This window comes from Bariatricus sp. HCP28S3_A7, assembly GCF_052066375.1.
In the GTDB taxonomy this organism is placed as follows: domain Bacteria; phylum Bacillota; class Clostridia; order Lachnospirales; family Lachnospiraceae; genus Allocoprococcus.
The window spans coordinates 1-21,809 of record NZ_JBQHSG010000002.1 but is presented as its reverse complement, the minus strand read 5'-3'; the positions used below and the strand labels follow the sequence as shown (position 1 = coordinate 21,809).

Here is a 21,809-nt window from a genome sequence, read left to right as displayed (position 1 = left end):
GACATGGATAATACAATGAAGAAAAGATGGATTTCATTATATGTAGAAAATCAGGTGGGTGTCCTGTCCAAGATTTCCGGCCTGTTTTCGGGAAAATGCTACAATCTGGAGAGCCTGACTGTAGGAAAGACGGAGGATCCGACGATCTCCCGTATGACGATCGAAACGATCAGTGATGAAGAAACATACGAACAGATCAAGAAACAGCTGAACCGAATGGTAGAAGTGATCAAAGTCATTGATTTCACGGAGATTTCTGTAGTCATGCAGGAGCTTATGTTTGTCAAAGTAAAGAACTGCACGCCGGAAGATAAAACGGAACTGTTCCAGATTGCACAAACCTATCAGGCAAAGGTACGCGATTACGGAAAAGACAGTGTGCTTTTGGAATTTGTTCACACGGCGCACAAAAACAGTGCGATCATTCAGTTCCTTCGTTCGGAGTTCCAGTCAATCGAAGTGGTAAGAGGCGGAACTGTGGGAATCGAAGCGATTACCATGCCGAAGAGATAGGAAAACAGATCAAAACAAAAAACAGAGCGCACTCTTGAATTTTAGGCGGAGTCGTATTATAATGAAGTTTAGATTTCGAGAGTGTGAAATCCATAGCATTAAATAAGTAAAAATAATAAAAATACAACTGCCGAAGGACAGCGGAATGGAGGAATTACAATGGAAAAGAAACAGATTGACTGGTCAAATCTCGGGTTTGGATACGTACAGACTGACATGCGTTATGTTTCTAATTTTAAGGACGGCAAGTGGGATGAAGGTGAACTTACACCGGATGCGAATGTAGTGTTGAATGAGTGCGCAGGAGTGCTTCAGTATGCACAGACTGTATTTGAAGGCCTGAAGGCGTATACAACAGAAGATGGACATATTGTAATGTTTCGTCCGGATCTGAATGCAAAACGTATGGCAGATTCCGCAAGAAGACTGGAAATGCCGGTTTTCCCGGAAGACAGATTTATTGAGGCAGTTGCACAGACTGTAAAGGCAAATGCAGCTTATGTACCTCCGTATGGTTCAGGAGCAACCTTATATGTACGTCCGTATATGTTCGGAACCAATCCGGTTATCGGTGTAAAGCCGGCGGATGAATATCAGTTCCGTGTATTTACAACACCGGTAGGTCCGTATTTCAAAGGCGGTGCAAAGCCGATTACGATCAAGGTTTCCGATTTTGACCGTGCAGCACCGCACGGAACAGGACACATCAAAGCCGGATTGAATTATGCGATGAGCCTTCATGCAATCGTGACCGCTCATGAAGAAGGATTTGCAGAGAATATGTATCTGGACGCTGCGACCAGAACGAAAGTGGAAGAGACCGGCGGAGCAAACTTTATCTTTGTAACAAAGGACAATAAAGTCGTTACACCGAAGTCAGACAGTATCCTGCCGTCTATCACAAGACGTTCGATCCTGCATGTGGCAAAAGAATATCTCGGACTGGAAGTAGAAGAGAGAGAAGTATTCTTTGACGAAGTGAAAGATTTCGCAGAATGCGGACTCTGCGGAACCGCAGCAGTTATCTCACCGGTAGGCAAGATCGTGGATCACGGCAAAGAGATCTGCTTCCCGAGCGGAATGGACGAGATGGGACCTGTTACCAAGAAGCTGTATGAAACCCTGACCGGAATTCAGATGGGACATCTGGAAGCACCGGAAGGATGGATCAAGGTGGTTGAATAATGGATCAGAATGCAAAAAAGAGAAATGAACTGCTGGCACAGCAGATGATAAAAGCACTGGAATCCCGCAATATGGAAGCTTATTATGCGGAAAATAAAGAAGAAGCGCTTTGTAAGGCTCTGGAGCTCATGCCGGAAGGAAGCTCTGTTGCATGGGGCGGTTCCATGAGTGTAAAGGAAATCGGTCTTATCAAGGCTGTTCATGAAAGAAATTACGAAGTCTATGACCGGGATCTGGCAAAGACTCCGGAAGAAAGAACCGAGATTACCAAAAAGGCATTTTTCAGCGATTTCTTCCTGGCAAGCTCCAATGCGATCACGGAAGACGGAATCCTGGTCAATATTGACGGATATGCCAACCGTGTAGCTGCCATTGCATACGGACCGAAGAATGTACTTATGATCATCGGAATGAATAAGGTCGTGCGTTCCGAGGAAGATGCCAGAGCGCGCGCAAAACATATTGCGGCGCCGGTCAACGCACAGCGTTTCGGAAAGACACCTTGTACCGTTACCGGACAATGCTCCGACTGCAAGTCTCCGGGATGCATCTGCTGTCAGACGATGATTACCAGATTCAGTCAGATTCCGAAGAGAATCAAGATCATTCTGGTTAATGAAGAACTTGGATTCTAGGATTTTCAGATGGAAAAGATCAGAAAACAGTATACATTTACCGGCCATGTACAGGGAGTCGGTTTCCGGTACAGCGCCCAGTATCTTGCGCAGGCGATCGGCGTGACCGGCTGGGTGAAAAATGAATGGGACGGCACCGTGGTAATGGAAGCGCAGGGAACGAGAGAACAGCTTGATCTTCTGGTGCAGAAGCTCAGAACACGGAATTTTATCCGGATCGATTATGCGGCGGAGTTGGAAATTCCGTTGGTGGAAGAACTGGGATTTCATGTGAGATGATAATATAGTGAGATGAAAGAGAGCACTTTGTATGGGAAACATGCAGAGTGCTTTTTTTCTTTTAATGGTGTAATAGGGATGAAAAATGAAAGAATGTTTAGACTCAGTTTAGTTTTTCCGGCTATTATTATATAATCATAACAGAATATTTGAGGAGGCAGAAAATGGTTCATATACTTGTTGTCGACGATGATAAGAATACGCGTCGTTTATATAAAGCGGTACTGGAAAGTGAGAATTATACGGTGTACACGGCTGAGAATGGGGAGGAAGCGCTTGGATTGATGGATCGGGAGCACATTGATCTTGTTGTACTGGATGTCATGATGCCGAAAATGGACGGATATGAGTTTACTAAAGTACTCAGGGAATCACAGAATACGCTTCCGATCCTGATGGTTTCTGCGAAGCATCTTCCGGAAGACAAAAAGAAAGAATATCTGGATATTATAGAGGAGGAGGCACTGCGCCTTTCGGCGATGGCAACCAATGTCATGAACATGACAAAGGTGGAGAATCAGACGATTCTGACTGATATTACCAAATTCAATCTGTCCGAGCAGATTCGTTCCAGCGTTCTGCTCCTTGAGAATGCATGGACGAAGGAGAGAATTACCAGATTTCTATTGCGAATGAAGGACCGGAGATACCGCCGGAAAGTCAGAAGAAGATATTTGACAAATTTTATCAGGCTGATGAATCACATTCTTCCGAAGGAAACGGGATCGGGCATGCGATCGTGAAGCGCGTGGTCGAGCTGCATTATGGTGATATCGATGCAGAATGCAGAAACGGGATCACAACCTTCTATGTGGAACTTCCGAAAGACGCCAGGTAGTGATATGCGTTTATGAAATTTTTGTGAAATGGCAATTGAGTTTCGTTTCAGTTTAGATTTCTCCGATATGATGAGTGGAAGATTCGGAAGAATTGATATTTATCTTGAAATTTACGAAAGGACATAAAGGATGTTTGAAAATCAATATATAGACTATGCTGCAGATATGACGATTCTTCTTGCTTACTATAAATGCAAGGATGACTGGAAAGACGAAGCAAATCAGATCGTCATCCAGGCACAGAAGAAATTAAAAGAAGAAGGAAAGCAGATGGACAAAGCTGTCAAGAAGCAGCTGAAGAGTGCAAATGCGGCGCTCCAGAAATGTCTGTCCAGGCTCCGCGTAGATAAAGTAACACAGGAAGATATCAATAAACTGAAATGTGCAAAAGAAGAGGTTGAAAGACTGCTTTAATACAAACAGGACGACAGGCGCCACAACGCTTATCGTCCTGTTTTTTCTGCGTGCCGCTAATTAGATGCTTATAAAAGGCACGCTGAAATTTATCCCTGATTAAATCGTGAAAGGAATTGTCTGGTCCGTTCTTCTTTCGGATTTTCAAACACTTCCTTCGGATCACCCTGTTCTACAATATATCCGTCATCCATGAAAATGACCTGATGTGCGACATCCCTTGCAAAGGCCATTTCATGCGTTACGATCACCATTGTGGTTTCTTTGTCGGCGAGTTCTTTGATTACCTTCAGCACTTCACCGGTCAGTTCCGGATCCAGTGCGGAAGTGGGCTCATCAAAACAAAGAATATCCGGTTTCAGCGCAAGAGCACGGGCGATTGCGACCCTCTGACACTGACCGCCTGAAAGCTGGTGCGGATAATTGTTCATCCTGTTTGAAAGTCCCATCTGTGCAAGAAGATCTTCCGCCAGCAGGCGGATCTCGTCGTGGATCTCCTTTTTGCGTGACTTGTAATCCGGCTGTTCTTTGGCAAGGAGTTCCTTCGCCAGCATGACATTTTCCAGAGCAGTATACTGCGGAAACAGGTTAAATGACTGGAAGACGAGACCGAAATGCAGACGTTTCTTCCGAACAGAGGATTCCTGCCAGGTCGAAGGATCTGCGGAATCAAAAAGCGTTTCACCATTTACGCGGATGACGCCTTCATCCGGTTTTTCCAGAAAATTGAGACAGCGCAAAAGAGTCGTCTTACCGCTTCCGGAAGAACCGATGATGGATACGACTTTCCCTTTTTCGAGAGAGAAACTGATATCCTTCAGAACTTCTGTATGATTAAACGTTTTACCAATGTGTTCTACTTCTAAGATTGCCATTGTTTTCTTTCTCCTTTATCTGAAATAATCCAGCTTTTTCTCTAAGCGGCCCAACAGTACCGTTACAATACCGTTGAATATAAGGTAATAAACAGCTGTAAAGAACAGCGGCCAGATCTGACCGGAAATACCGTGGGATCCTTTCATGAACGCCTGACCGGCCCAGATGATCTCCTGCAGTGCGATAATGCGGGCAAGAGAAGTATCTTTTACAAGGGTGATGATCTCATTGGACATCGGAGGAACGATACGTTTGATCATCTGGAGAAGCGTTACTTTGAAGAAAATCTGACTTTTTGTCATACCAAGTACCAGTCCGGCTTCTTCCTGACCTACCGGAACACCCTGGATCCCGCCGCGGTAGATTTCCGAAAAATAGCATGCATAGTTGATAATGAACGCAACGGAAGCTGCCAGGAAACGTCCTCCTTCACCGCCGCCCCAGATAGGATTGTGAAGGACCAGCCCCGGAAAGTAAAAGATAATGAGAAGCTGGATCATCAGAGGAGTACCACGGATAATCCAGACGAAAAGCTTGGTCAAATAGCTAAGTGGTTTAAAACGTGACATGGAACCGAAGGCGATGATAAGTCCGAGCGGAAATGCGCCGATCAGTGTCACAAAGAAAAGTTTTAATGTTTGTAAAAAGCCGACATTCAAAGCGTTGATGACAATCGGCATCTGTTCCATAATCTGATTCATAGGGATACCCTGCTTTCTCCAAAAATAGATTGTATTTTACGCATTATGATACGTAAGTGGAATGTAAATGAATAGAGAGCGGAGGAACCGCTCTCTATCCGGAAAATCATTACTGTTCAATAAGTGCTGCCTGAACACCGTATTTCTCAGCACATTCCATCATGCTGCCATCCGCATAGCTGGATGAGAAGAAATCGTTCAGAGCCTTGGCAAGGTCAGAACCCTTACGGAATCCAACGCCGTATTCTTCGCTGTTCAGTCCGAATGTGTAGGCCAGGTTCTCATATCCGGTTCCCTCACCGACCATGGCAGCTGCCATCAGAGAGTCGATCACGGCAGCATCTGATGTTCCTGCAGCAACTTCCATCAGTGCGTCAGCCTGAGATTTTACGGATGTGTAATTGATTCCAAGGTCGCTGATTGCGGCTTCGCCGGCACTTCCTGATTCTACTGCGAACGTAAGTCCGGAAATACTGTCTGCATCCTGATACTGGTCTTTCTTGTCAGCTGGAACAATGACAACCTGTGCATTGTTGCAGTAAGCGTTGGAACATTCCATAGAACTTGTTACTTCATCTGTAAGAGTCATACCGTTCCATACACAATCGATCGTCTTTCCGTCAAGCTCCATGATCTTGTTATCCCAGTCGATCTCGACGAATTCAACATCAACACCCAGGCTTTCTGCAAAAGCTTTTGCCATATCAGCATCGAAACCGATCCATTCATCGTTCTCATCTTTATAGTCCATCGGCTCGAAATCGGTGATACCAACAACCAGAGTTCCTTTTTCTTTCACATATTCCATATCGGTCTGTTCACTGGAAGTATTTTCTGTCTTTGTTTCCTTATTTTCCTCTGTCTTCGATCCGGAACCGCCGCAGGCTGCAAGCGAAAGAATCATGGCAAGAGTAAGGCCCATTGAAATTAACTTTTTCATGCTTAATTCTCTCCTTATATTAAATATGTAATGCGATTTACTTCACAATATTATCAATTTACTAAAGTAAAGTCAAGCGAAAAACGAATAAAAGTAAAGAAAGTGAGCCAATTCGGCAGATCGAGTCGTGTGTGCTTAAAAGGCAGGGTTGAAATCCATTGGTTTCAACATTATAATGGGAATAGAAATTACATTGAGGAAATGGAGGCAGAATATGACGAAGGAAAGGATAGAAAACTGGCTGGGGAACCGCATGAAGGATCATCCGGGCAATGTGATTTCGGCAGATTTTGCTATCAGGCCAGAGCTTGTAGGGGTTCACTTTTTTGATGAGCCGTTGGTGGGAATCGGAAGTGCAGAGGATCCTCTGTTTGATGAGTATAAAAAAGAGGGTGTGATCGGACCGTGGCATCTCAGTCCGAAAGAATGGATGCCGGAAGCCAATACAGTGGTTTCTGTTTTTTTCCCGTTTACAGAAGAAGTGCGAAGAAGCAACCGGGAGACGGAAGGAGAGCCCTCAGCTGAATGGCTTCATGGAAGGATCGAAGGGCAGGCCTTTCTGGCCGATACAATGCGTGAGCTGGCTGCATGGATGAACGAACAGAATGTACCAACTCTTGTACCGGCGCAGGACGAGCGGTTCCAAAGTGTTATGGGAGGCCAGGGAATTACCGGATACGAGAATATCAATGAGAAGACCTACGGAAGCAGATGGTCGGAACGACATGCGGCTTATGTGTGTGGTCTGGGAACGTTCGGGCTTTCCAAAGGGATCATTACAGAAAAAGGAATGGCAGGGCGCTTCGGCAGTCTGGTTACGGTGATGGAGGCGGAGCCGGATGTGCGGAAGTATTCCGGACTTTATGATTACTGCATTTTCTGCGGTGCATGTATCAGGCGCTGTCCGGTGCAGGCGATCTCCTTCGAAGAAGGAAAGAAGCATCCGCTGTGTCATCAGAAACTGATGCAGACGAAGAGAGATTTTGCCCCGCGCCTTGGCTGCGGAAAATGCCAGACCGGTGTACCCTGCGAGAGCAGGATACCGGAAAAGAAAACGGTGGATTCGAGGTTATACATATGAAAATTGGAATTTTTGATTCGGGAATCGGCGGATTATCCGTTCTTCACCGCGCGATGAAAATGATGCCGAACGTGAGTTTTGTCTATTATGCGGACACCGAGCATGTGCCATACGGAGAAAAGACGGTGCAGCAGATTCGGGAATTTGACGAACATAATCTGAATTTCCTGATCGATCAGGGGGTAGATGCGGTCGTGATCGCCTGCAATACAGCTACGAGTGTTGCCACGAAGGAATTTCGCGCCGGCTTTCCGGTGCCAATCGTGGGGATGGAACCGGCGGTCAAGAAAGCAGTGGAGCAGTATTGTGACACCGGGAAACGGATCCTTGTGGCGGCAACACCGATTACGATTGCCTCGGATAAGCTTCATAATCTCCTTGAGCGGGTGGATAAGGAGCATGATGTAGATCTGCTCCCGCTTCCGAAATTGGTGCGATTCGCGGAAAAAGGTGATTTTACATCCGGAGGGATCGAAGCATATCTATGCGAAGAACTTTCCAAATTCGACCTGGAAGATTATGCGGCAGTCGTACTGGGCTGTACCCATTTTAATTATTTTAAACAGAACTTTCGAAATGTTTTCCCGGAAGAGATTCATTTCGTGGACGGTAATGAAGGGACGCTCCGGCAGCTTCTTCGCGTTCTGCCGGGGGATCTGACCGATCAAAAGGAAGAAAACTCGGCTTCTGTACAATACTTTTTTTCGGGAGTACCGGCAGACGACGCGCAGATAGAATTGGTGGAACGCTGCATGAAACGCCTGGACGAGATGTACGACATAGTATAGACATTTCCTCTGGTCGATCCGCATAGAATGTGATGAAGGCGCAGCAGGAGATCATGCATGGGAAAACAGAAAATTTCGCCGGAAGGATTTGTGATAACAACCGCAGTAGCAGCCTGTATTCTTGGAACCGCATATTGGAGTGAGCAAACCGTAAACGTAGGAGGAAACACCGGTCATGCAGCAGAAAGTCTGGTACAGGATACCTTTACGGCCTATCTTCTTGAAGAGGAACCCGAAGAAAATGCAGAAGAAAACGGGGATGAAAAGGATTACATCAAGTGGGTGGAATTTCATGTGACATCAGAGGCAATGAAGCAGGCATATCAATATGATTTGGATACATATGACGGCGATGTTCACCTGAACTGGGTCGATCTTCTTGCATACCTGGGAGCAAAATACGGGGGAGATTTCTCCCGTTACCGAAGCTCGGATCTTGCCGAAACGGCTGAAAAGCTGCAGATGGGTGAGTTATCGGTGAAAGAACTGGAAGACACGATGGAGTACTTTGCATATTACCGTGAAGCTTATGGGGCGGTTCTGGACGGGATGGTGGGAGAGTACCGTCTGGAACAGTCCGATGGGAGTATGAAAAGTTTTTATGGGCTCAAGGCATTTAACCCGATCGCGAAAGGATTTTCATATTCGGATTATGACGATTTCGGAGTTTCCAGAAGCTACGGATACCGCAGAAATCATCTGGGACATGATATGATGGGACAGGTGGGGACACCGGTTATAGCAGTAGAATCCGGCGTGATTTCAGCGCTCGGATGGAACCAGTATGGCGGCTGGAGGATCGGAATCGACAGTTTTGATAAAAAGAGATATTACTATTACGCACATCTAAGGCAGAACCGTCCGTATGCCGAAGGGCTGAAAGAAGGAGATGTGGTGCAGGCGGGGGATGTGATCGGCTATCTCGGCCGCACCGGATACAGCTCGGAAGAAAATGTCAACAATATTGATGAATATCATCTTCATTTTGGGCTGCAGCTTATTTTTGACGAATCACAGAGAGAAGGAAATCATGAGATCTGGGTCAGCGGATATGAACTTGTGCGGTTCCTCTCCATGAACCGCTCGGAAGCGGTCAGAAATGACGCGACAAAAGAATGGACGAGAAAATATGCTTTCGTTGATCCGGCTGCAGAAGCGTATCTGAAGGAGCATCAGAAGACACATAGTGAATAAATATAAGAGGTGCAGGGGTTATCCCTGCACCTCTTGAATTCCGGAAATATCCGAATCAATCATCATGGAATAGTTGGTATAATACACCACGAATCCCGGTTTACTTCCATTTGGTTTTTTGACATGTTTTTTCTCCACATAGTCGATCTCCACCTTTTCGGATTTCGCATTCTTGGAGTAATGGGCAGCCAGGCGGGCCGCCTCCTCGAAAGTGCGGTCCGGCATTTCGTCTCCGCCGGTCTTTACGATAACGTGGGAGCCGGGCGCTCCTTTGGCGTGGAACCACCAGTCGTTCCCTGTGGCAAAGTGGAAAGTCAGTTCATCGTTCTGGAGATTATTCTTCCCGACATACATGTGATAGCCGTCCGAAGAAATATAGTGGAGTGGCTTACTGGTGATCTTGACTTTCTTTTTGGTAAATTTGCGCCGGATGTATCCGGTAGAGACCAGCTCTTCCTTGAGCTGCGTCAGGTCGTCCTCCCCGCGTGCCATTTCCAGTGCATTTACGATGGATTCCAGATAGGTGATCTCGTCGTGAGTCTCCTGAATCAGACCGGTCAGTGCTTCATAGGTCCTCTTCTGCTTGTTGTATTTCTCAAAATAGCGGGCTGCATTTTCCTGTGGAGTCTTCTGCGGATCCAGCGGAATCGTAACCATTTCATTGGTGTAATAGTTGAGCGCTTCCAGCTTTTTAGCGCCTTCCTCCAAATTGTAGCCGTAGGTATGGATCAGTTCCCCGTAAACTTTGAATTTGTCCCGGTTCTGTGTGTCCCGTAACTGGCGCTGCTGCAGATCGTATTTCTTCCGGTTCCGTTCCAGAGCCGTCTGGACCACGCGCCTTAGATCCGACGATTTCTGGCGGATCCGGGTGATCGTGTCGCGGGAAGCATAATAGGTCCGTATCACCTCGGAAATAGAGTCGAAGGTCCGGACACGGTAATTTTCCAGATGAGTAAGCGGGATGGATGAAAATTCCACCGGGTCATCTCCTTCATAATAAATCTGAGGGGAGAAGTCTCCGTTTGCCACCTGCTCGAAGAAATAGGTGAACTGCCGGTACAGATGTGCCAGCACATCCTCGGAGAGTTCCCGTGGTGGGAGCGCAGAGTCAACACCCGCAAGATGGCAGATCTCCTCGGCAGCGACCGGGCTGACGCCGGTAAAACTGTTATAGATCGCCTTTGCGAGAGGCATCGGTTTGGAAATAAGTCCGTCACGGAACACCGATTCCGTTACATCCAGCGGATCCAGCTTGCTCATCGTGTCAGGGATAAAATAGTCTCTTCCGGGAAGGACTTCACGCACAGAACTCATCTGGGCGGAGACATGCTTGATACTGTCCAGGATCATGCCCTTGTCATTACAGAAAATGATGTTGCTGTGTTTGCCCATGATTTCTACGATCAGCGTCTTCCTGCAAAGGTCACCCATCTCATCCAGATGCTCAATATCGAAATGGATGATCCGTTCCAGCTTCGGCTGACTGATCGACACGATCCTTCCGTTTCCTACATATTTTCTGAGCAGCATACAGAAATTCGGTGCCGTCATGGGACTTGGTTTATTTTCTTCCGTCAGATAGATCAGAGGAAGGGAGGCGCTTGCGGAAATGCAGAGCCTTTTCTGTCCTTTCGGAGTCTTGATTGTGAGCAGAAGCTCGTCGGTTTCCGGCTGGGCGATTTTATAGATTCTTCCGTCTAAAATGGTTTGATTCAGTTCTTTTACTATATTTGCGATTGTAATGCCGTCAAAAGCCATAGTTACACCTCGTTTTGAAGTTTTAAAGGATCATAAGGTAAAGACCGGTGCGGGTGGAAAATGAACCGCCCGGATTATGACCCTTGTACCATCATACCATGCTCCCGCGCGATTTGCAAATGTACGGGGAACGGTTCTGCATAGTTATAAAGAAACTCGGATGAGCGGCTGAACTGACTTAGAAAGGTTGACATGCCAAAGGGGAAAGGGCTATAATATAACGTAGCGAAATTTGGTCGCAGAGCGGCCGGTAAGAAGAGGGAAAATCAGATGATAAAGAGTATGACAGGTTTCGGACGCTGTGAGGTATCCGAGGCAGAACGCAAGTTTACGGTAGAAATGAAAGGAGTCAATCATCGTTATCTGGACGTGGGAATCCGGATGCCGAAAAAGCTGAACTTCTTCGAGACATCGATCCGCAACTTATTGAAGAAATATATCCAGCGCGGCAAGGTGGATCTGTTTATTACATATGAAGATATGTCAGAGGCTCAGGTTACTTTAAAATATAATCAGAAGCTGGCAAGTGAATATATGGACTATTTCAAAAAGATGGAAGAGGATTTTCATCTGGACAATGACATCCGTGTATCTACACTTTCCAGATGTCCGGAAGTGCTCACAATGGAAGAACAGGTCGTGGATGAAGAGGAGCTCTGGAACGGACTTTCCAAGGCGCTGGAGGGAGCCTGCAGACAGTTTGTTGAGACGAGAACGGCAGAGGGCGAGAATCTGAAGAAGGATATCATCGCAAAACTGGACGGTATGCTGGAGACGGTGGCATGCATCGAAGAACGTTCGCCGCAGATCGTGGCGGAATACCGTGAGAAGCTGGAGACGAAGGTGAAGGAGCTTCTCGCAGATACACAGATGGATGAGGGGAGAATCGCGGCAGAGGTCGTGATCTTTGCGGATAAAATCTGTACGGATGAAGAAGTAGTCCGCCTGAAGAGCCATATCAAGCATATGAAAGAAACGCTGGAATCTGCAGATGGAATCGGACGCAAGCTGGATTTCATTGCCCAGGAGATGAACCGGGAGGCAAATACCATACTTTCCAAGGCAAATGACCTGGAAGTTTCCAATCATGCCATTGATCTGAAGACTGAGATTGAGAAGGTTCGGGAACAGATTCAGAATATTGAATAAAAGCTTTGAAAAATCTTCGGTTTTATGGTAAAATAAATATTTGCTTATATAGAAAATGGCAGGAGAGCTGATTATGAGTAAAAAAAAGGGAATACTTATTGTAGTTTCCGGCTTTTCCGGTGCCGGAAAAGGAACGCTGATGAAGAGACTGCTGGAAGATTATGATGATTATGCACTTTCTGTTTCGGCAACTACCAGAAGTCCCCGTCCGGGAGAAGAAGACGGAAGAGAATATTTTTTCAAGTCCGTTGAGGAATTTGAAAAAATGATTGCACAGGATGAGTTGATCGAGTATGCTAAATATGTTAACAACTACTATGGTACGCCGAAAGAATATGTGATGCAGCAGCTTGAAGAAGGGAAAGATGTGATCCTTGAGATCGAGATCCAGGGAGCACTGAAGGTTAAGGAGAAGTATCCGGACACCCTGCTTCTGTTCGTCACACCGCCGGGAGCCAGGGAATTGAAAGAGCGTCTGGTTGGAAGAGGTACGGAGACCATGGAAGTGATCGAAAGCCGGATGAAGCGTGCGGTGGAGGAGTCGGAAGGCATGGATCAGTACGATTACCTGGTCATCAATGATGACCTTGACACCTGCGTGAAGGAAATGCACCGGATCATCCGTGCGGAACATGATCGCGTATGCCGGAATGAAGAATTTATCGGCAGGATCAGAAAAGAACTGGAAGAATTATAAAGTTCGGGATGCAGATAAGATACGAAGAGAGACTGAAAGGAGCAGAATTTATGTTACATCCATCTTATAGCGATTTGATGAAAGTAGTAAACCAGGATGTGGAAGAGGGAGCAACCAAGATCGTTAACAGCCGTTATTCCATCGTGCTTGCCACTGCAAAGCGTGCAAGACAGCTGATCGACGGTGAGATGCCTCTTGTTGACACGAAGCCGGGCGAGAAGCCGCTTTCCATTGCAATCGATGAGCTGAACAACGCAAAGCTGAAGATCATTGCAGAGGATACGGAAGAGTAAAAAGAACGATGCAGCAAGTACGCCGGGGCGTACTTGAATCCCAAGGCAGAAGCAGGCGACTGTGTCTGCCTTGCTGAGCTTTATTTGGGAAGAGAATAAGGCGACAGGAGCTGCCTTTGGCGGCTTGGAAATTATTGATACGAGGAGAACATGCCATGAACATTTTATTTGTTTCACTGGGCTGCGATAAGAATCTGGTGGATACGGAAGTGATGCTGGGACTTCTGGCAAAGAAGGGGCATCAGATGATCGATGATGAGACGCAGGCGGATATTGTGATCGTTAATACCTGCTGTTTTATCCACGATGCCAAGGAAGAGAGTATTCAGACTATTCTGGAAATGGCTCAGCTTAAAGAGACGGCTGTCCTTAAGAAACTGATCGTGACAGGCTGTCTGGCACAACGTTATAAAGAGGAGATCCTGGAGGAAATCCCGGAAGTGGATGCGGTGCTCGGAACCACATCCTACGATGAGATCGCGGAAGTGATCGACGGACTGTTCAGTGACAGCCCGATGGAACGGGCGGATGCCAGAATGATCATGAAGGATGTGGATTATCTTCCCGAGACGCAAAAGGGAAGGCTGGTTACGACCGGCGGACATTTTGCCTATCTGAAGATCGCGGAAGGGTGCGATAAGCATTGCACGTACTGTATCATTCCGAAGATCCGCGGAAATTTCCGCAGTGTACCGATGGAGGAACTGATTGATGAGGCAAAAGAGCTTGCCGATCAGGGGGTTAAAGAACTGATTCTGGTAGCCCAGGAGACCACCCTTTACGGCAAAGACATTTACGGAGAGAAGTCGCTCCCGCGTCTTTTGAAAGCGCTCTGTAAGATTCAGGGACTTCGGTGGATTCGCATTCTCTACTGTTATCCGGAGGAAATCACGGATGAGCTGATCCAGGTAATCAAGGAAGAACCCAAGATCTGCCATTATCTGGATCTTCCGATCCAGCATGCAAGCGATGCAATCCTGAAGCGGATGGGAAGAAAAACATCGAAGGAACAGCTCATTTCCATTATCGGAAAACTTCGGGAAGAGATTCCGGACATCACTCTTCGGACAACGTTGATTACGGGATTCCCGGGAGAGACGGACGAACAGCATGAAGAGCTGATGGATTTTGTGGATCAGATGGAATTCGAACGCCTGGGTGTCTTTACTTACTCACCGGAGGAGGATACGCCGGCAGCCGAGATGCCGGATCAGATTTCAGAAGAAATCAAGCAGGATCGTCAGGCTGAACTGATGGAGCTTCAGCAGGACATCGTGTTCGATCGGAATGAAGATCTGATCGGAGAAGAAATGCTCGTCATGATCGAGGGAAAGGTAGCCGATGAGAACGCGTATGTGGGAAGAACCTACCGCGATGCGCCGAACGTGGACGGACTGATCTTTGTAAATACAGATGAGGAACTGGTTTCCGGGGATTTCGCGAAAGTGAAAGTGACCGGGGCTATGGATTATGATTTGATAGGAGAATTATTATGAATTTACCAAATAAACTGACTGTACTTCGTGTGGTTATGATTCCGTTTTTTGTGGCATTTTTGCTGTTTGACATCACAGGCGCGGCAGATAAATGGATCGCACTTGCCATTTTCTGTGCGGCCAGCCTGACAGATATGCTGGATGGAAAGATCGCGAGAAAATACAATCTGGTGACGAATTTCGGAAAGTTTATGGATCCGCTTGCAGATAAGCTTCTGGTGTGTACCGCGATGATCTGTCTGGTTTCCATGGACAAGTTGAACGTGATCGTCGTTCTGGTTATTATTGCAAGAGAATTTATCATCAGCGGGTTCCGGCTGGTGGCTTCCGACAACGGAATCGTCATTGCGGCGAGTTACTGGGGCAAATTTAAAACGGTGTCCCAGATGGCGATGGTCATCGTGTTGATTATGGATCTGGGAGGCGTGTTCGAAATGATCGGCAATGTGCTTGTCTGGGTGGCACTGATTCTGACCGTTGTATCACTGGTGGATTATATAGCGAAGAACAAGCAGGTATTGACACAGGGAGGCATGTAACATGGTTGTGGAACTGATTTCCGTAGGAACTGAAATTTTACTTGGAAATATTGTAAATACGAATGCGGCTTACCTAGCAGAGAAATGCGCTCTGCTAGGTTGTTCTTTATATCATCAGACGGTGGTGGGCGATAATGAGGAGCGTATGGAGGACGCGATACGTCAGGCACTTGACCGCTCGGATATCGTGATCCTGACAGGGGGACTTGGACCTACGAAGGATGATTTGACGAAAGAAGTGACTGCACGTGTATTCGGAAGAGAACTGTATCTGGATGAGCATTCTAAAGAGCGGATCGAAGCGTATTTCGATCGGATAGGGAGCAGCCGGATTACGGAGAACAACTGGAAACAGGCGTTGGTTCCGGAAGGTGCGATCGTGATCGATAACCATAACGGCACCGCTCCTGGACTGATCATTGAAGATCCGGAAAAGGGAAAGACAGCGATTCTGATTCCGGGACCACCGAATGAGATGAAACCCATGTTCGAACAGGACATTGCTCCGTACCTGAATAAACTGCAGCCGGAAGGAATTTATTCTCATATGGTGAAAATATGTGGTATCGGAGAGAGCCGGGCCGAAACGATGGTGGCGGATCTCATGGACGCACAGACGAATCCGACGCTGGCACCTTATGCAAAGACGGGAGAAGTTCATTTCCGGGTGACTGCGAAGGCGAAATCCGAGGAAGAGGCAGAAGAGCTCATGAAGCCGATGATCGAGGAAATGTATCGACGCTTCGGCGATGCGGTGTATACGATCAATGAGCAGGAGACACTGGAAGAGAATCTTGTGGCACTTTTGAAAGAAAAGGGCATGACACTTTCGACCGCAGAATCCTGTACCGGGGGCAAGCTGGCCGGACGGCTTCTGAATGCGGCCGGAGCTTCTGAGGTGTTCAATGAAGGGTATATTACTTATGCAAATGCATCCAAGGAAAAGATTCTGGGTGTGAAGCATGAGACACTGGAAGAATTCGGCGCGGTAAGTGCACAGACAGCCGAAGAAATGGCGCGAGGTGCGGCAAAGGCAGCAGAGGCTGATGCGGCTCTGAGTGTGACCGGAATCGCGGGACCGGGCGGCGGGACCAAGGAAAAGCCGGTCGGACTGGTCTATATCGGATGTGCGGTGAACGGACGCGTGACGACCCGGGAATGTCATTTCACCGGAAACCGGGAGAAAAATCGGGATTATGCGGTTGTGCGGGCGCTTACACTTTTGAGGGAGGAATTGCTGGCGGCAGGACAGCAGCAGAAATAACATAAAGAGGTAAAGCGTATGATAATTAAAAGACTGGAAAATGAGGAAATACTGGAAGGACTGCATCTGGTATGGGATGTGTTTGCTGCTGATATTGCACCGACGTATTCGAGGGAAGGTGTAGAAGAATTTCAGAAATTTATTAAATATGAGAATTTTATGCCGAAGGTGCAGAGCGGACAACTGATTGTGTTCGGAGCAATGGAAGGACAGGAGCTCTGCGGAGTCGGTGCTGTGCAGACTGACGGGCACATTGCGCTTCTGTTTGTCGGGAAGAACTGGCAGAGACGGGGAATCGGAAGGCTGCTCTTTGTTGCCCTGCAGCAGTTCTGTATTGTGGCATTTGGAATAACGAAGATGACGGTTCATGCGGCGCCTCAGGCCGAAGGATTTTACAGGCGGCTTGGATTCCATGAAGTGGCTCCGGAGCAGGTGAAAAACCAAGTCCGTTACGTTCCGATGGAAAGAGCGATGAGTGCGGAAGAAATCCGGCTTCAGAAAAAAGCAAAACGCAGAGGAAAATTCCTGATGCTGGCTATCCTGGCTCTTGTGGTACTTCTGGGAATAGGTGTCGGAACGACAGCGTATAGAGTATTTACGATGGTTCAGGATGGAATTATGGATGGCGGAGGAATGAAAAATCCATTCCTAAGCGATGGGGGGCAAACGGATCAAACGGAGAAAGAGATGAAAAAAGAGACCGGGGAAGGAATTGATGGAATCGAATGTTACCAGGCGGAGAACCTGCCCTACACGATTACGGAGGAGTCTTATTCTTATGAATCCTCGAAAAGTGAGGGAAGCATCACATCTCAGTTCGATGTGAAGTATCCGCAGATCCAGGGGCTGGAAGGAGAACAGATTGCGAAGGTCAATGAGGAACTGAAAAACTGTGCGATGAGTACGGTCAATGCGCTGTATCTTAAGGCCAGCGATGATATGAAAGCGGCGGTGATGAAAGAAGACTCTCCGATCCTCGCAAGTAAGGTGACTTATCGTGTGACATACGCGGGAGAAGATTTTATCAGCGTAGTCTTCTCGGATGATTATTATGCAGGAAACAAAAATGCAAGATATCAGGATCTAAGAACGAGAAACATCCGCCTGTCAGACGGAAAAATCTATGAAACGAGTGAAATCATCAATGTAGATACGGAATTTATAAAAGAATGGAAGAAACGGATGAAAGAAGAAGCACCGAATTCGATCGTAGTAGATGCGCTGAAGACGTCACAGTATCGGAAAATCCTGAGCGGAGAGATCCTTGATAACCGTTATTATGACAATTTCTTCGTGGACAAGGACGGTATTGAAATCGGTATGACCTATCATTATCGGGATGATGAACAGCAGAAGGAAGAGCGTGGCTGGATCACCGCACCATTTACAATGGAGGAGATAAAAGCCTACAAAACAGACAGTGATTTTTGGAATCTTTGTACAAACTAATGATTGACGAATGTCGAAAATTATGCGAAAATAAAGACATATATGGGGTGTTAAAAATATGTCAAACACACTATAGGAAGAAATCATTTACATTTGAAAGGAGTTTTAACATGATTTATTCACATGAAGTAGAAATGATGTGTCCGGTAGCTCAGGGTGCAAATCACGGACCGGCTCCGATTCCGGAAGAAGCGAAATGGGTTAAAGCAAAAGAAGTAAAGGATATTTCTGGTCTGACACACGGAATTGGCTGGTGTGCACCGCAGCAGGGAGCATGCAAACTGACTTTGAATGTTAAAGATGGTATTATCCAGGAAGCACTGGTTGAGACGATCGGATGTTCAGGAATGACTCATTCCGCAGCTATGGCATCTGAAATTCTTCCGGGCAAGACAATTCTGGAAGCACTGAATACAGACCTTGTATGTGATGCTATCAATACAGCAATGAGAGAGTTATTCTTACAGATCGTTTACGGAAGAACTCAGAGTGCATTCTCTGAAGACGGACTTCCGATCGGCGCAGGTCTGGAAGACCTTGGTAAAGGACTTCGTTCTCAGGTTGGTACAATGTATGGAACACTTGCAAAAGGTCCTCGTTATCTTGAAATGGCAGAAGGATATGTTACAGGTATCGCACTGGACGAGCATGATGAGATCATCGGTTACAAATTCGTAAGCCTTGGCAAATTCACAGATTTCATCAAAGGCGGAGACGAACCAAACGTAGCATGGGAGAAAGCTCAGGGACAGTATGGCCGTGTAGCTGACGCTGTTAAGATCATCGACCCACGTAAAGCTTAATCATTAGTGTCGCCTTAAGAATTGGTGCCGCTTGTACATATCAGGTAACTTAAAATAAATCAGGAGGACAAGTAAATGGCTTTATTTGAATCATATGAAAGAAGAATTGATAAAATCAATGAAGTATTAAACAGCTATGGCATTGCTTCTTTGGAAGAAGCAGAAAAGATTACAAAGGATGCCGGACTTGATGTTTATAATCAGGTTAAGGCTATTCAGCCGATCTGTTTTGAAAATGCATGCTGGGCATATATCACAGGTGCAGCAATCGCAATTAAGAAAAATGTTGACACAGCAGCAGAAGCTGCAGCAGCAATCGGTGAAGGCCTTCAGGCTTTCTGTATCCCGGGTTCTGTAGCAGACCAGAGAAAAGTAGGTCTCGGACACGGTAACCTTGGAAAGATGCTTCTGGAAGAAGATACAGACTGCTTCGCATTCCTTGCTGGTCATGAATCATTCGCAGCAGCTGAAGGCGCAATCGGTATCGCTGAAAAAGCAAACAAAGTTCGTAAAAAACCGCTTCGTGTTATCCTGAACGGTCTCGGAAAAGACGCTGCAAAGATCATTTCCAGAATTAACGGATTCACATACGTTCAGACAGAATACGATTATTATACAGGAGAACTGAAAGAAGTTCAGAGAATCGCTTACTCTGACGGACTTCGTTCTAAAGTAAACTGCTACGGAGCAAACGATGTACGTGAAGGTGTTGCAATCATGCACAAAGAAGGCGTAGACGTTTCTATCACAGGTAACTCTACAAACCCGACACGTTTCCAGCATCCGGTTGCAGGTACATACAAGAAAGAATGTATCGAACAGGGCAAGAAATACTTCTCAGTTGCTTCAGGCGGCGGTACAGGACGTACCCTTCACCCGGACAACATGGCAGCAGGACCGGCTTCCTATGGTATGACGGATACACTCGGACGTATGCACTCTGACGCACAGTTCGCAGGATCTTCTTCCGTACCGGCTCATGTAGAAATGATGGGACTTATCGGAGCAGGTAACAACCCGATGGTTGGTATGACAGTTGCAGTTGCAGTTTCCATTGAGGAAGCTAAGAAGGCTGGGCGTTTTTAAGCGGTTTTAGCACAATTTCATAAAATATAATATTAGACACGTCATAAGAACAAAAAGCTCTGTGACGTGTCTATTTTTTTTCACCTTAAAATATAGGCTCACGTCATATGACGTGTTCAATCTGTAGAATGGAGGTGAATATCATGAAAAAACAGACGGCAGAGTTTGCAGTAGTGACTAAAAATGGTGTCGTTACTCAGATAGGGCGTTCAGTAATTTATCAGCCTGAGATTAAATTTAAAGGCGGTACTGTAAAATGGGTAGATGATTCTAAGCATATGAAGAAGCATCAGTAGGAGGGTTATGTGTATAACATGATAGAAACGGTCAGAATATACAGTTCTAATTCTGGCTACTAACATATTTATTGATGTTGGCGCGTCAATAGATAGAAGTAATAAATAGAACATACATAACAAATCTGAGGATACAGAATGATTTGAATCCTGTAATTAACTGATTCTCCCATATACTTTTTTCACAGGCTGATATAATATTGCAATTGCAATAACCATAAATACAGCATTGATGACAGTTGCAGGAATTGAGATTACAGAGCCTGCAATTGCAGCTGCGAGTCCATTTCCCAGGATCATCATCTTTACAGTACCCATGACCAGCTCGATCAGAACATTCATACATCCGTAGATGACTGCACTGATAATTGCACCTGTGTATTCTTTTTTCTTATCGCCGTTCGCTTTTTTCTTAAGAGAAGCAAATATCACTCCGATGATCAGACATTTGACAACTGTTTCGATAAATACCTGAGGAACATCCTGCATATATCCATTTAGGATATCAAAGATGATAAGTCCAAGCGTTCCCGATACAGCGCCTTTTTTACCGTTCTGCAGAAGAACACCCATCACTACGAAAACATGACCAAAATGTACAAAGGGTGTGCCTATCGCTGCCGGCAGCGGAATTCGAAATGCTTGTATTCCAAGGAATGTAATTGCAGCGAAAAATGCTGTGATAACTAATTCCTTTACTTTATTCGTAACCATTCTATATACCTCCCGGTTGATTTCCTTTATAAAATAATGAAAAATATTATACATGGAAAGTATATAAATAAGAATAGCCAATTTTATGTAATTTTTACAGTCCAGTTTTGGGTGATTGGGGGGCGTGTACATAGTCACCCGCTCAGGTTATTTCTGTCCGACTGAGATTGGTCATTTCTCTTTCAAAATACAATGATTTCTCCTTACATTACTACTTGACAAGCATATAATTAATGCTATAATAATTTAATTGTAAATAATTTAAAAACGAAATAAAAACCGATTCATAAAAAAGTGAAATGGAGGAAATTGAAATGGCACTGACTGATGATGAAAAGATGTGGGACACAATTGAAGAACATGGGGCACCATGTAAAGTAAACTTATTCTGCGATTCAAAAAAGACTTATACTGGTCCGGGTGAAGAATATGTTGATTTGTGGAGTATACAGGACAAGAAGATTCCGGTTGACTTGGAAGAAATCCGACGCGGTAAGGGAAATGTTCTCTGGGGAAGATTAAAAGATGGATTTGGATGGATCGATCTAAGAAATGTTCAGTTGGCTGAATAGATCTTCTTGATGTGAAAAAATAGGAAAATGAAATGTATCGGAGGAACTGAGGGATGATACTGGAAAAATTGGCAGGACCTCTTATTGGGGCAGTCATCGGATATTGTACAAACTATATTGCGGTAAAAATGCTGTTTTACCCTAAACTCCCATGCCCGCACACTTGGCACCACCATAAATGAAACTGTGTAAGCCGGAAGGTATTGAGTTTGTTTATGCCGTTCTGTATACTTATAGTAACGGCAAAG

25 protein-coding genes and 1 pseudogene are annotated in these 21,809 nt (G+C 45.8%); 21 read left to right on the top strand and 5 right to left on the bottom strand.

Features of this window, described 5'->3' with window-relative positions:
- Nucleotides 1–3: 3 nt before the first annotated feature.
- The 7 genes and pseudogenes from ilvN to ACTNA4_RS01465 all read left to right on the top strand — a co-directional run bounded on the left by ilvN (nt 4) and on the right by ACTNA4_RS01465 (nt 3,865).
- Entirely contained in the window at nt 4–513 is a 510-nt protein-coding gene (gene ilvN / locus ACTNA4_RS01495) for an acetolactate synthase small subunit (RefSeq protein WP_427807158.1), read from the top strand.
- A gap of 159 nt (nt 514–672) precedes the next feature.
- Nucleotides 673–1,698, top strand: coding sequence for a branched-chain amino acid aminotransferase (locus ACTNA4_RS01490; RefSeq protein WP_441024714.1), 1,026 nt, complete (start codon nt 673–675; stop codon nt 1,696–1,698).
- Nucleotides 1,698–2,333 carry a lactate utilization protein gene (locus ACTNA4_RS01485; RefSeq protein WP_427807160.1) on the top strand — a complete coding sequence of 212 codons (636 nt, stop codon included), beginning with the start codon at nt 1,698–1,700 and terminating at the stop codon, nt 2,331–2,333. Before ACTNA4_RS01490 ends, ACTNA4_RS01485 begins: the two co-directional genes overlap by 1 nt.
- Nucleotides 2,334–2,342: 9 nt before the next feature.
- A complete protein-coding gene (locus ACTNA4_RS01480; protein ID WP_427807161.1) occupies nt 2,343–2,612 on the top strand; it encodes an acylphosphatase in 270 nt (89 codons plus the stop codon).
- Between the two features lie 164 nt (nt 2,613–2,776).
- Entirely contained in the window at nt 2,777–3,355 is a 579-nt protein-coding gene (locus ACTNA4_RS01475) for a response regulator (RefSeq protein ID WP_441028235.1), read from the top strand.
- Nucleotides 3,277–3,450, top strand: a pseudogene (locus ACTNA4_RS01470) (ATP-binding protein); the annotation flags it as partial. The gene ACTNA4_RS01475 and the pseudogene ACTNA4_RS01470, both read left to right, overlap by 79 nt.
- 130 nt (nt 3,451–3,580) lie before the next feature.
- Nucleotides 3,581–3,865 (top strand): DUF5685 family protein, encoded by a 285-nt coding sequence (locus ACTNA4_RS01465; protein WP_427807164.1) that lies wholly within the window; start codon nt 3,581–3,583, stop codon nt 3,863–3,865.
- 89 nt (nt 3,866–3,954) lie between these two features.
- Here the strand turns inward: ACTNA4_RS01465 and ACTNA4_RS01460 are convergent, their stop codons facing one another.
- The 3 genes from ACTNA4_RS01460 to ACTNA4_RS01450 all read right to left on the bottom strand — a co-directional run bounded on the left by ACTNA4_RS01460 (nt 3,955) and on the right by ACTNA4_RS01450 (nt 6,382).
- Entirely contained in the window at nt 3,955–4,740 is a 786-nt protein-coding gene (locus tag ACTNA4_RS01460) for an amino acid ABC transporter ATP-binding protein (protein WP_427807165.1), read from the bottom strand.
- Between the two features lie 15 nt (nt 4,741–4,755).
- Nucleotides 4,756–5,442: an amino acid ABC transporter permease gene (locus ACTNA4_RS01455; protein ID WP_427807167.1), complete on the bottom strand. Its 687-nt coding sequence runs from the start codon at nt 5,440–5,442 to the stop codon at nt 4,756–4,758.
- Between the two features lie 109 nt (nt 5,443–5,551).
- Entirely contained in the window at nt 5,552–6,382 is an 831-nt protein-coding gene (locus ACTNA4_RS01450) for a transporter substrate-binding domain-containing protein (RefSeq protein WP_427807168.1), read from the bottom strand.
- A gap of 214 nt (nt 6,383–6,596) precedes the next feature.
- Between ACTNA4_RS01450 and ACTNA4_RS01445 the strand changes: the two genes are divergently transcribed.
- Genes ACTNA4_RS01445 through ACTNA4_RS01435 form a run of 3 tightly spaced genes read left to right on the top strand, consistent with a single transcriptional unit; the run spans nt 6,597 to nt 9,445 of the window.
- Nucleotides 6,597–7,463, top strand: a complete 867-nt coding sequence (locus ACTNA4_RS01445) for a 4Fe-4S binding protein (RefSeq protein WP_427807170.1) — start codon at nt 6,597–6,599, stop codon at nt 7,461–7,463.
- Nucleotides 7,460–8,251, top strand: coding sequence for a glutamate racemase (gene murI / locus ACTNA4_RS01440; protein WP_427807172.1), 792 nt, complete (start codon nt 7,460–7,462; stop codon nt 8,249–8,251). Before ACTNA4_RS01445 ends, murI begins: the two co-directional genes overlap by 4 nt.
- Nucleotides 8,252–8,308: 57 nt before the next feature.
- The gene (locus tag ACTNA4_RS01435; RefSeq protein WP_441028233.1) at nt 8,309–9,445 is read left to right on the top strand and encodes a M23 family metallopeptidase; all 1,137 of its coding nucleotides are present in this window, start codon (nt 8,309–8,311) and stop codon (nt 9,443–9,445) included.
- A gap of 18 nt (nt 9,446–9,463) precedes the next feature.
- On the opposite strand, the gene ACTNA4_RS01430 is transcribed toward ACTNA4_RS01435, so the two are convergent.
- Nucleotides 9,464–11,203, bottom strand: a complete 1,740-nt coding sequence (locus tag ACTNA4_RS01430; protein WP_427807174.1) for an Rqc2 family fibronectin-binding protein — start codon at nt 11,201–11,203, stop codon at nt 9,464–9,466.
- 270 nt (nt 11,204–11,473) lie between these two features.
- On the opposite strand from ACTNA4_RS01430, the gene ACTNA4_RS01425 reads away from it, so the two are divergent.
- The 10 genes from ACTNA4_RS01425 to ACTNA4_RS01380 all read left to right on the top strand — a co-directional run bounded on the left by ACTNA4_RS01425 (nt 11,474) and on the right by ACTNA4_RS01380 (nt 20,275).
- Complete coding sequence (locus ACTNA4_RS01425) at nt 11,474–12,352, top strand: YicC/YloC family endoribonuclease (protein ID WP_427807175.1); 879 nt, start codon at nt 11,474–11,476, stop codon at nt 12,350–12,352.
- A 73-nt stretch (nt 12,353–12,425) separates the two neighbouring features.
- The gene (gene gmk, locus ACTNA4_RS01420; RefSeq protein ID WP_427807176.1) at nt 12,426–13,049 is read left to right on the top strand and encodes a guanylate kinase; all 624 of its coding nucleotides are present in this window, start codon (nt 12,426–12,428) and stop codon (nt 13,047–13,049) included.
- A gap of 50 nt (nt 13,050–13,099) precedes the next feature.
- On the top strand, nt 13,100–13,342 hold the full coding sequence (gene rpoZ / locus ACTNA4_RS01415; RefSeq protein WP_427807177.1) for a DNA-directed RNA polymerase subunit omega: 243 nt from the start codon (nt 13,100–13,102) through the stop codon (nt 13,340–13,342).
- A gap of 155 nt (nt 13,343–13,497) precedes the next feature.
- A complete protein-coding gene (gene rimO, locus ACTNA4_RS01410) occupies nt 13,498–14,838 on the top strand; it encodes a 30S ribosomal protein S12 methylthiotransferase RimO (RefSeq protein ID WP_427807178.1) in 1,341 nt (446 codons plus the stop codon).
- The gene (pgsA, locus tag ACTNA4_RS01405) at nt 14,835–15,377 is read left to right on the top strand and encodes a CDP-diacylglycerol--glycerol-3-phosphate 3-phosphatidyltransferase (RefSeq protein ID WP_427807179.1); all 543 of its coding nucleotides are present in this window, start codon (nt 14,835–14,837) and stop codon (nt 15,375–15,377) included. The genes rimO and pgsA overlap by 4 nt, the downstream gene beginning before the upstream one ends.
- 1 nt (nt 15,378) lies before the next feature.
- Entirely contained in the window at nt 15,379–16,641 is a 1,263-nt protein-coding gene (locus ACTNA4_RS01400; RefSeq protein ID WP_427819855.1) for a competence/damage-inducible protein A, read from the top strand.
- A gap of 18 nt (nt 16,642–16,659) precedes the next feature.
- The gene (locus tag ACTNA4_RS01395; protein ID WP_441028231.1) at nt 16,660–18,090 is read left to right on the top strand and encodes a GNAT family N-acetyltransferase; all 1,431 of its coding nucleotides are present in this window, start codon (nt 16,660–16,662) and stop codon (nt 18,088–18,090) included.
- 110 nt (nt 18,091–18,200) lie between these two features.
- Nucleotides 18,201–18,893, top strand: coding sequence for an iron-sulfur cluster assembly scaffold protein (locus ACTNA4_RS01390; RefSeq protein ID WP_427807182.1), 693 nt, complete (start codon nt 18,201–18,203; stop codon nt 18,891–18,893).
- A gap of 75 nt (nt 18,894–18,968) precedes the next feature.
- Nucleotides 18,969–19,979, top strand: coding sequence for a GGGtGRT protein (locus ACTNA4_RS01385; protein WP_427807183.1), 1,011 nt, complete (start codon nt 18,969–18,971; stop codon nt 19,977–19,979).
- A 143-nt stretch (nt 19,980–20,122) separates the two neighbouring features.
- Nucleotides 20,123–20,275 (top strand): hypothetical protein, encoded by a 153-nt coding sequence (locus ACTNA4_RS01380; protein WP_427819853.1) that lies wholly within the window; start codon nt 20,123–20,125, stop codon nt 20,273–20,275.
- A gap of 156 nt (nt 20,276–20,431) precedes the next feature.
- Here ACTNA4_RS01380 and ACTNA4_RS01375 read toward each other — a convergent pair whose 3' ends face one another.
- A complete protein-coding gene (locus ACTNA4_RS01375) occupies nt 20,432–20,989 on the bottom strand; it encodes an ECF transporter S component (protein WP_441017745.1) in 558 nt (185 codons plus the stop codon).
- Nucleotides 20,990–21,303: 314 nt separating this feature from the next.
- Here ACTNA4_RS01375 and ACTNA4_RS01370 point away from each other — a divergent pair, with 314 nt between their 5' ends.
- A complete protein-coding gene (locus ACTNA4_RS01370; RefSeq protein WP_441017743.1) occupies nt 21,304–21,561 on the top strand; it encodes a hypothetical protein in 258 nt (85 codons plus the stop codon).
- Nucleotides 21,562–21,809: the final 248 nt, after the last annotated feature.

Excerpts from the sequence above, each read along its gene's own strand:
- ACTNA4_RS01480 (WP_427807161.1), top strand. The coding sequence starts at position 2,343 with ATGGAAAAGATCAGAAAACAGTATACATTTACCGGCCATGTACAGGGA.
- rimO (WP_427807178.1), top strand. The coding sequence starts at position 13,498 with ATGAACATTTTATTTGTTTCACTGGGCTGCGATAAGAATCTGGTGGAT.
- ACTNA4_RS01380 (WP_427819853.1), top strand. The coding sequence starts at position 20,123 with ATGAAAAAACAGACGGCAGAGTTTGCAGTAGTGACTAAAAATGGTGTC.
- ACTNA4_RS01475 (WP_441028235.1), top strand. The coding sequence starts at position 2,777 with ATGGTTCATATACTTGTTGTCGACGATGATAAGAATACGCGTCGTTTA.
- ACTNA4_RS01400 (WP_427819855.1), top strand. The coding sequence starts at position 15,379 with ATGGTTGTGGAACTGATTTCCGTAGGAACTGAAATTTTACTTGGAAAT.
- rpoZ (WP_427807177.1), top strand. The coding sequence starts at position 13,100 with ATGTTACATCCATCTTATAGCGATTTGATGAAAGTAGTAAACCAGGAT.
- ACTNA4_RS01425 (WP_427807175.1), top strand. The coding sequence starts at position 11,474 with ATGATAAAGAGTATGACAGGTTTCGGACGCTGTGAGGTATCCGAGGCA.
- ACTNA4_RS01375 (WP_441017745.1), bottom strand. The coding sequence starts at position 20,989 with ATGGTTACGAATAAAGTAAAGGAATTAGTTATCACAGCATTTTTCGCT.
- ACTNA4_RS01390 (WP_427807182.1), top strand. The coding sequence starts at position 18,201 with ATGATTTATTCACATGAAGTAGAAATGATGTGTCCGGTAGCTCAGGGT.
- ACTNA4_RS01385 (WP_427807183.1), top strand. The coding sequence starts at position 18,969 with ATGGCTTTATTTGAATCATATGAAAGAAGAATTGATAAAATCAATGAA.
- ACTNA4_RS01460 (WP_427807165.1), bottom strand. The coding sequence starts at position 4,740 with ATGGCAATCTTAGAAGTAGAACACATTGGTAAAACGTTTAATCATACA.
- ACTNA4_RS01490 (WP_441024714.1), top strand. The coding sequence starts at position 673 with ATGGAAAAGAAACAGATTGACTGGTCAAATCTCGGGTTTGGATACGTA.
- ACTNA4_RS01465 (WP_427807164.1), top strand. The coding sequence starts at position 3,581 with ATGTTTGAAAATCAATATATAGACTATGCTGCAGATATGACGATTCTT.
- ACTNA4_RS01435 (WP_441028233.1), top strand. The coding sequence starts at position 8,309 with ATGGGAAAACAGAAAATTTCGCCGGAAGGATTTGTGATAACAACCGCA.
- ilvN (WP_427807158.1), top strand. The coding sequence starts at position 4 with ATGGATAATACAATGAAGAAAAGATGGATTTCATTATATGTAGAAAAT.
- ACTNA4_RS01430 (WP_427807174.1), bottom strand. The coding sequence starts at position 11,203 with ATGGCTTTTGACGGCATTACAATCGCAAATATAGTAAAAGAACTGAAT.
- ACTNA4_RS01485 (WP_427807160.1), top strand. The coding sequence starts at position 1,698 with ATGGATCAGAATGCAAAAAAGAGAAATGAACTGCTGGCACAGCAGATG.
- ACTNA4_RS01455 (WP_427807167.1), bottom strand. The coding sequence starts at position 5,442 with ATGAATCAGATTATGGAACAGATGCCGATTGTCATCAACGCTTTGAAT.
- ACTNA4_RS01395 (WP_441028231.1), top strand. The coding sequence starts at position 16,660 with ATGATAATTAAAAGACTGGAAAATGAGGAAATACTGGAAGGACTGCAT.
- pgsA (WP_427807179.1), top strand. The coding sequence starts at position 14,835 with ATGAATTTACCAAATAAACTGACTGTACTTCGTGTGGTTATGATTCCG.
- ACTNA4_RS01445 (WP_427807170.1), top strand. The coding sequence starts at position 6,597 with ATGACGAAGGAAAGGATAGAAAACTGGCTGGGGAACCGCATGAAGGAT.
- murI (WP_427807172.1), top strand. The coding sequence starts at position 7,460 with ATGAAAATTGGAATTTTTGATTCGGGAATCGGCGGATTATCCGTTCTT.
- ACTNA4_RS01450 (WP_427807168.1), bottom strand. The coding sequence starts at position 6,382 with ATGAAAAAGTTAATTTCAATGGGCCTTACTCTTGCCATGATTCTTTCG.
- gmk (WP_427807176.1), top strand. The coding sequence starts at position 12,426 with ATGAGTAAAAAAAAGGGAATACTTATTGTAGTTTCCGGCTTTTCCGGT.
- ACTNA4_RS01370 (WP_441017743.1), top strand. The coding sequence starts at position 21,304 with ATGGCACTGACTGATGATGAAAAGATGTGGGACACAATTGAAGAACAT.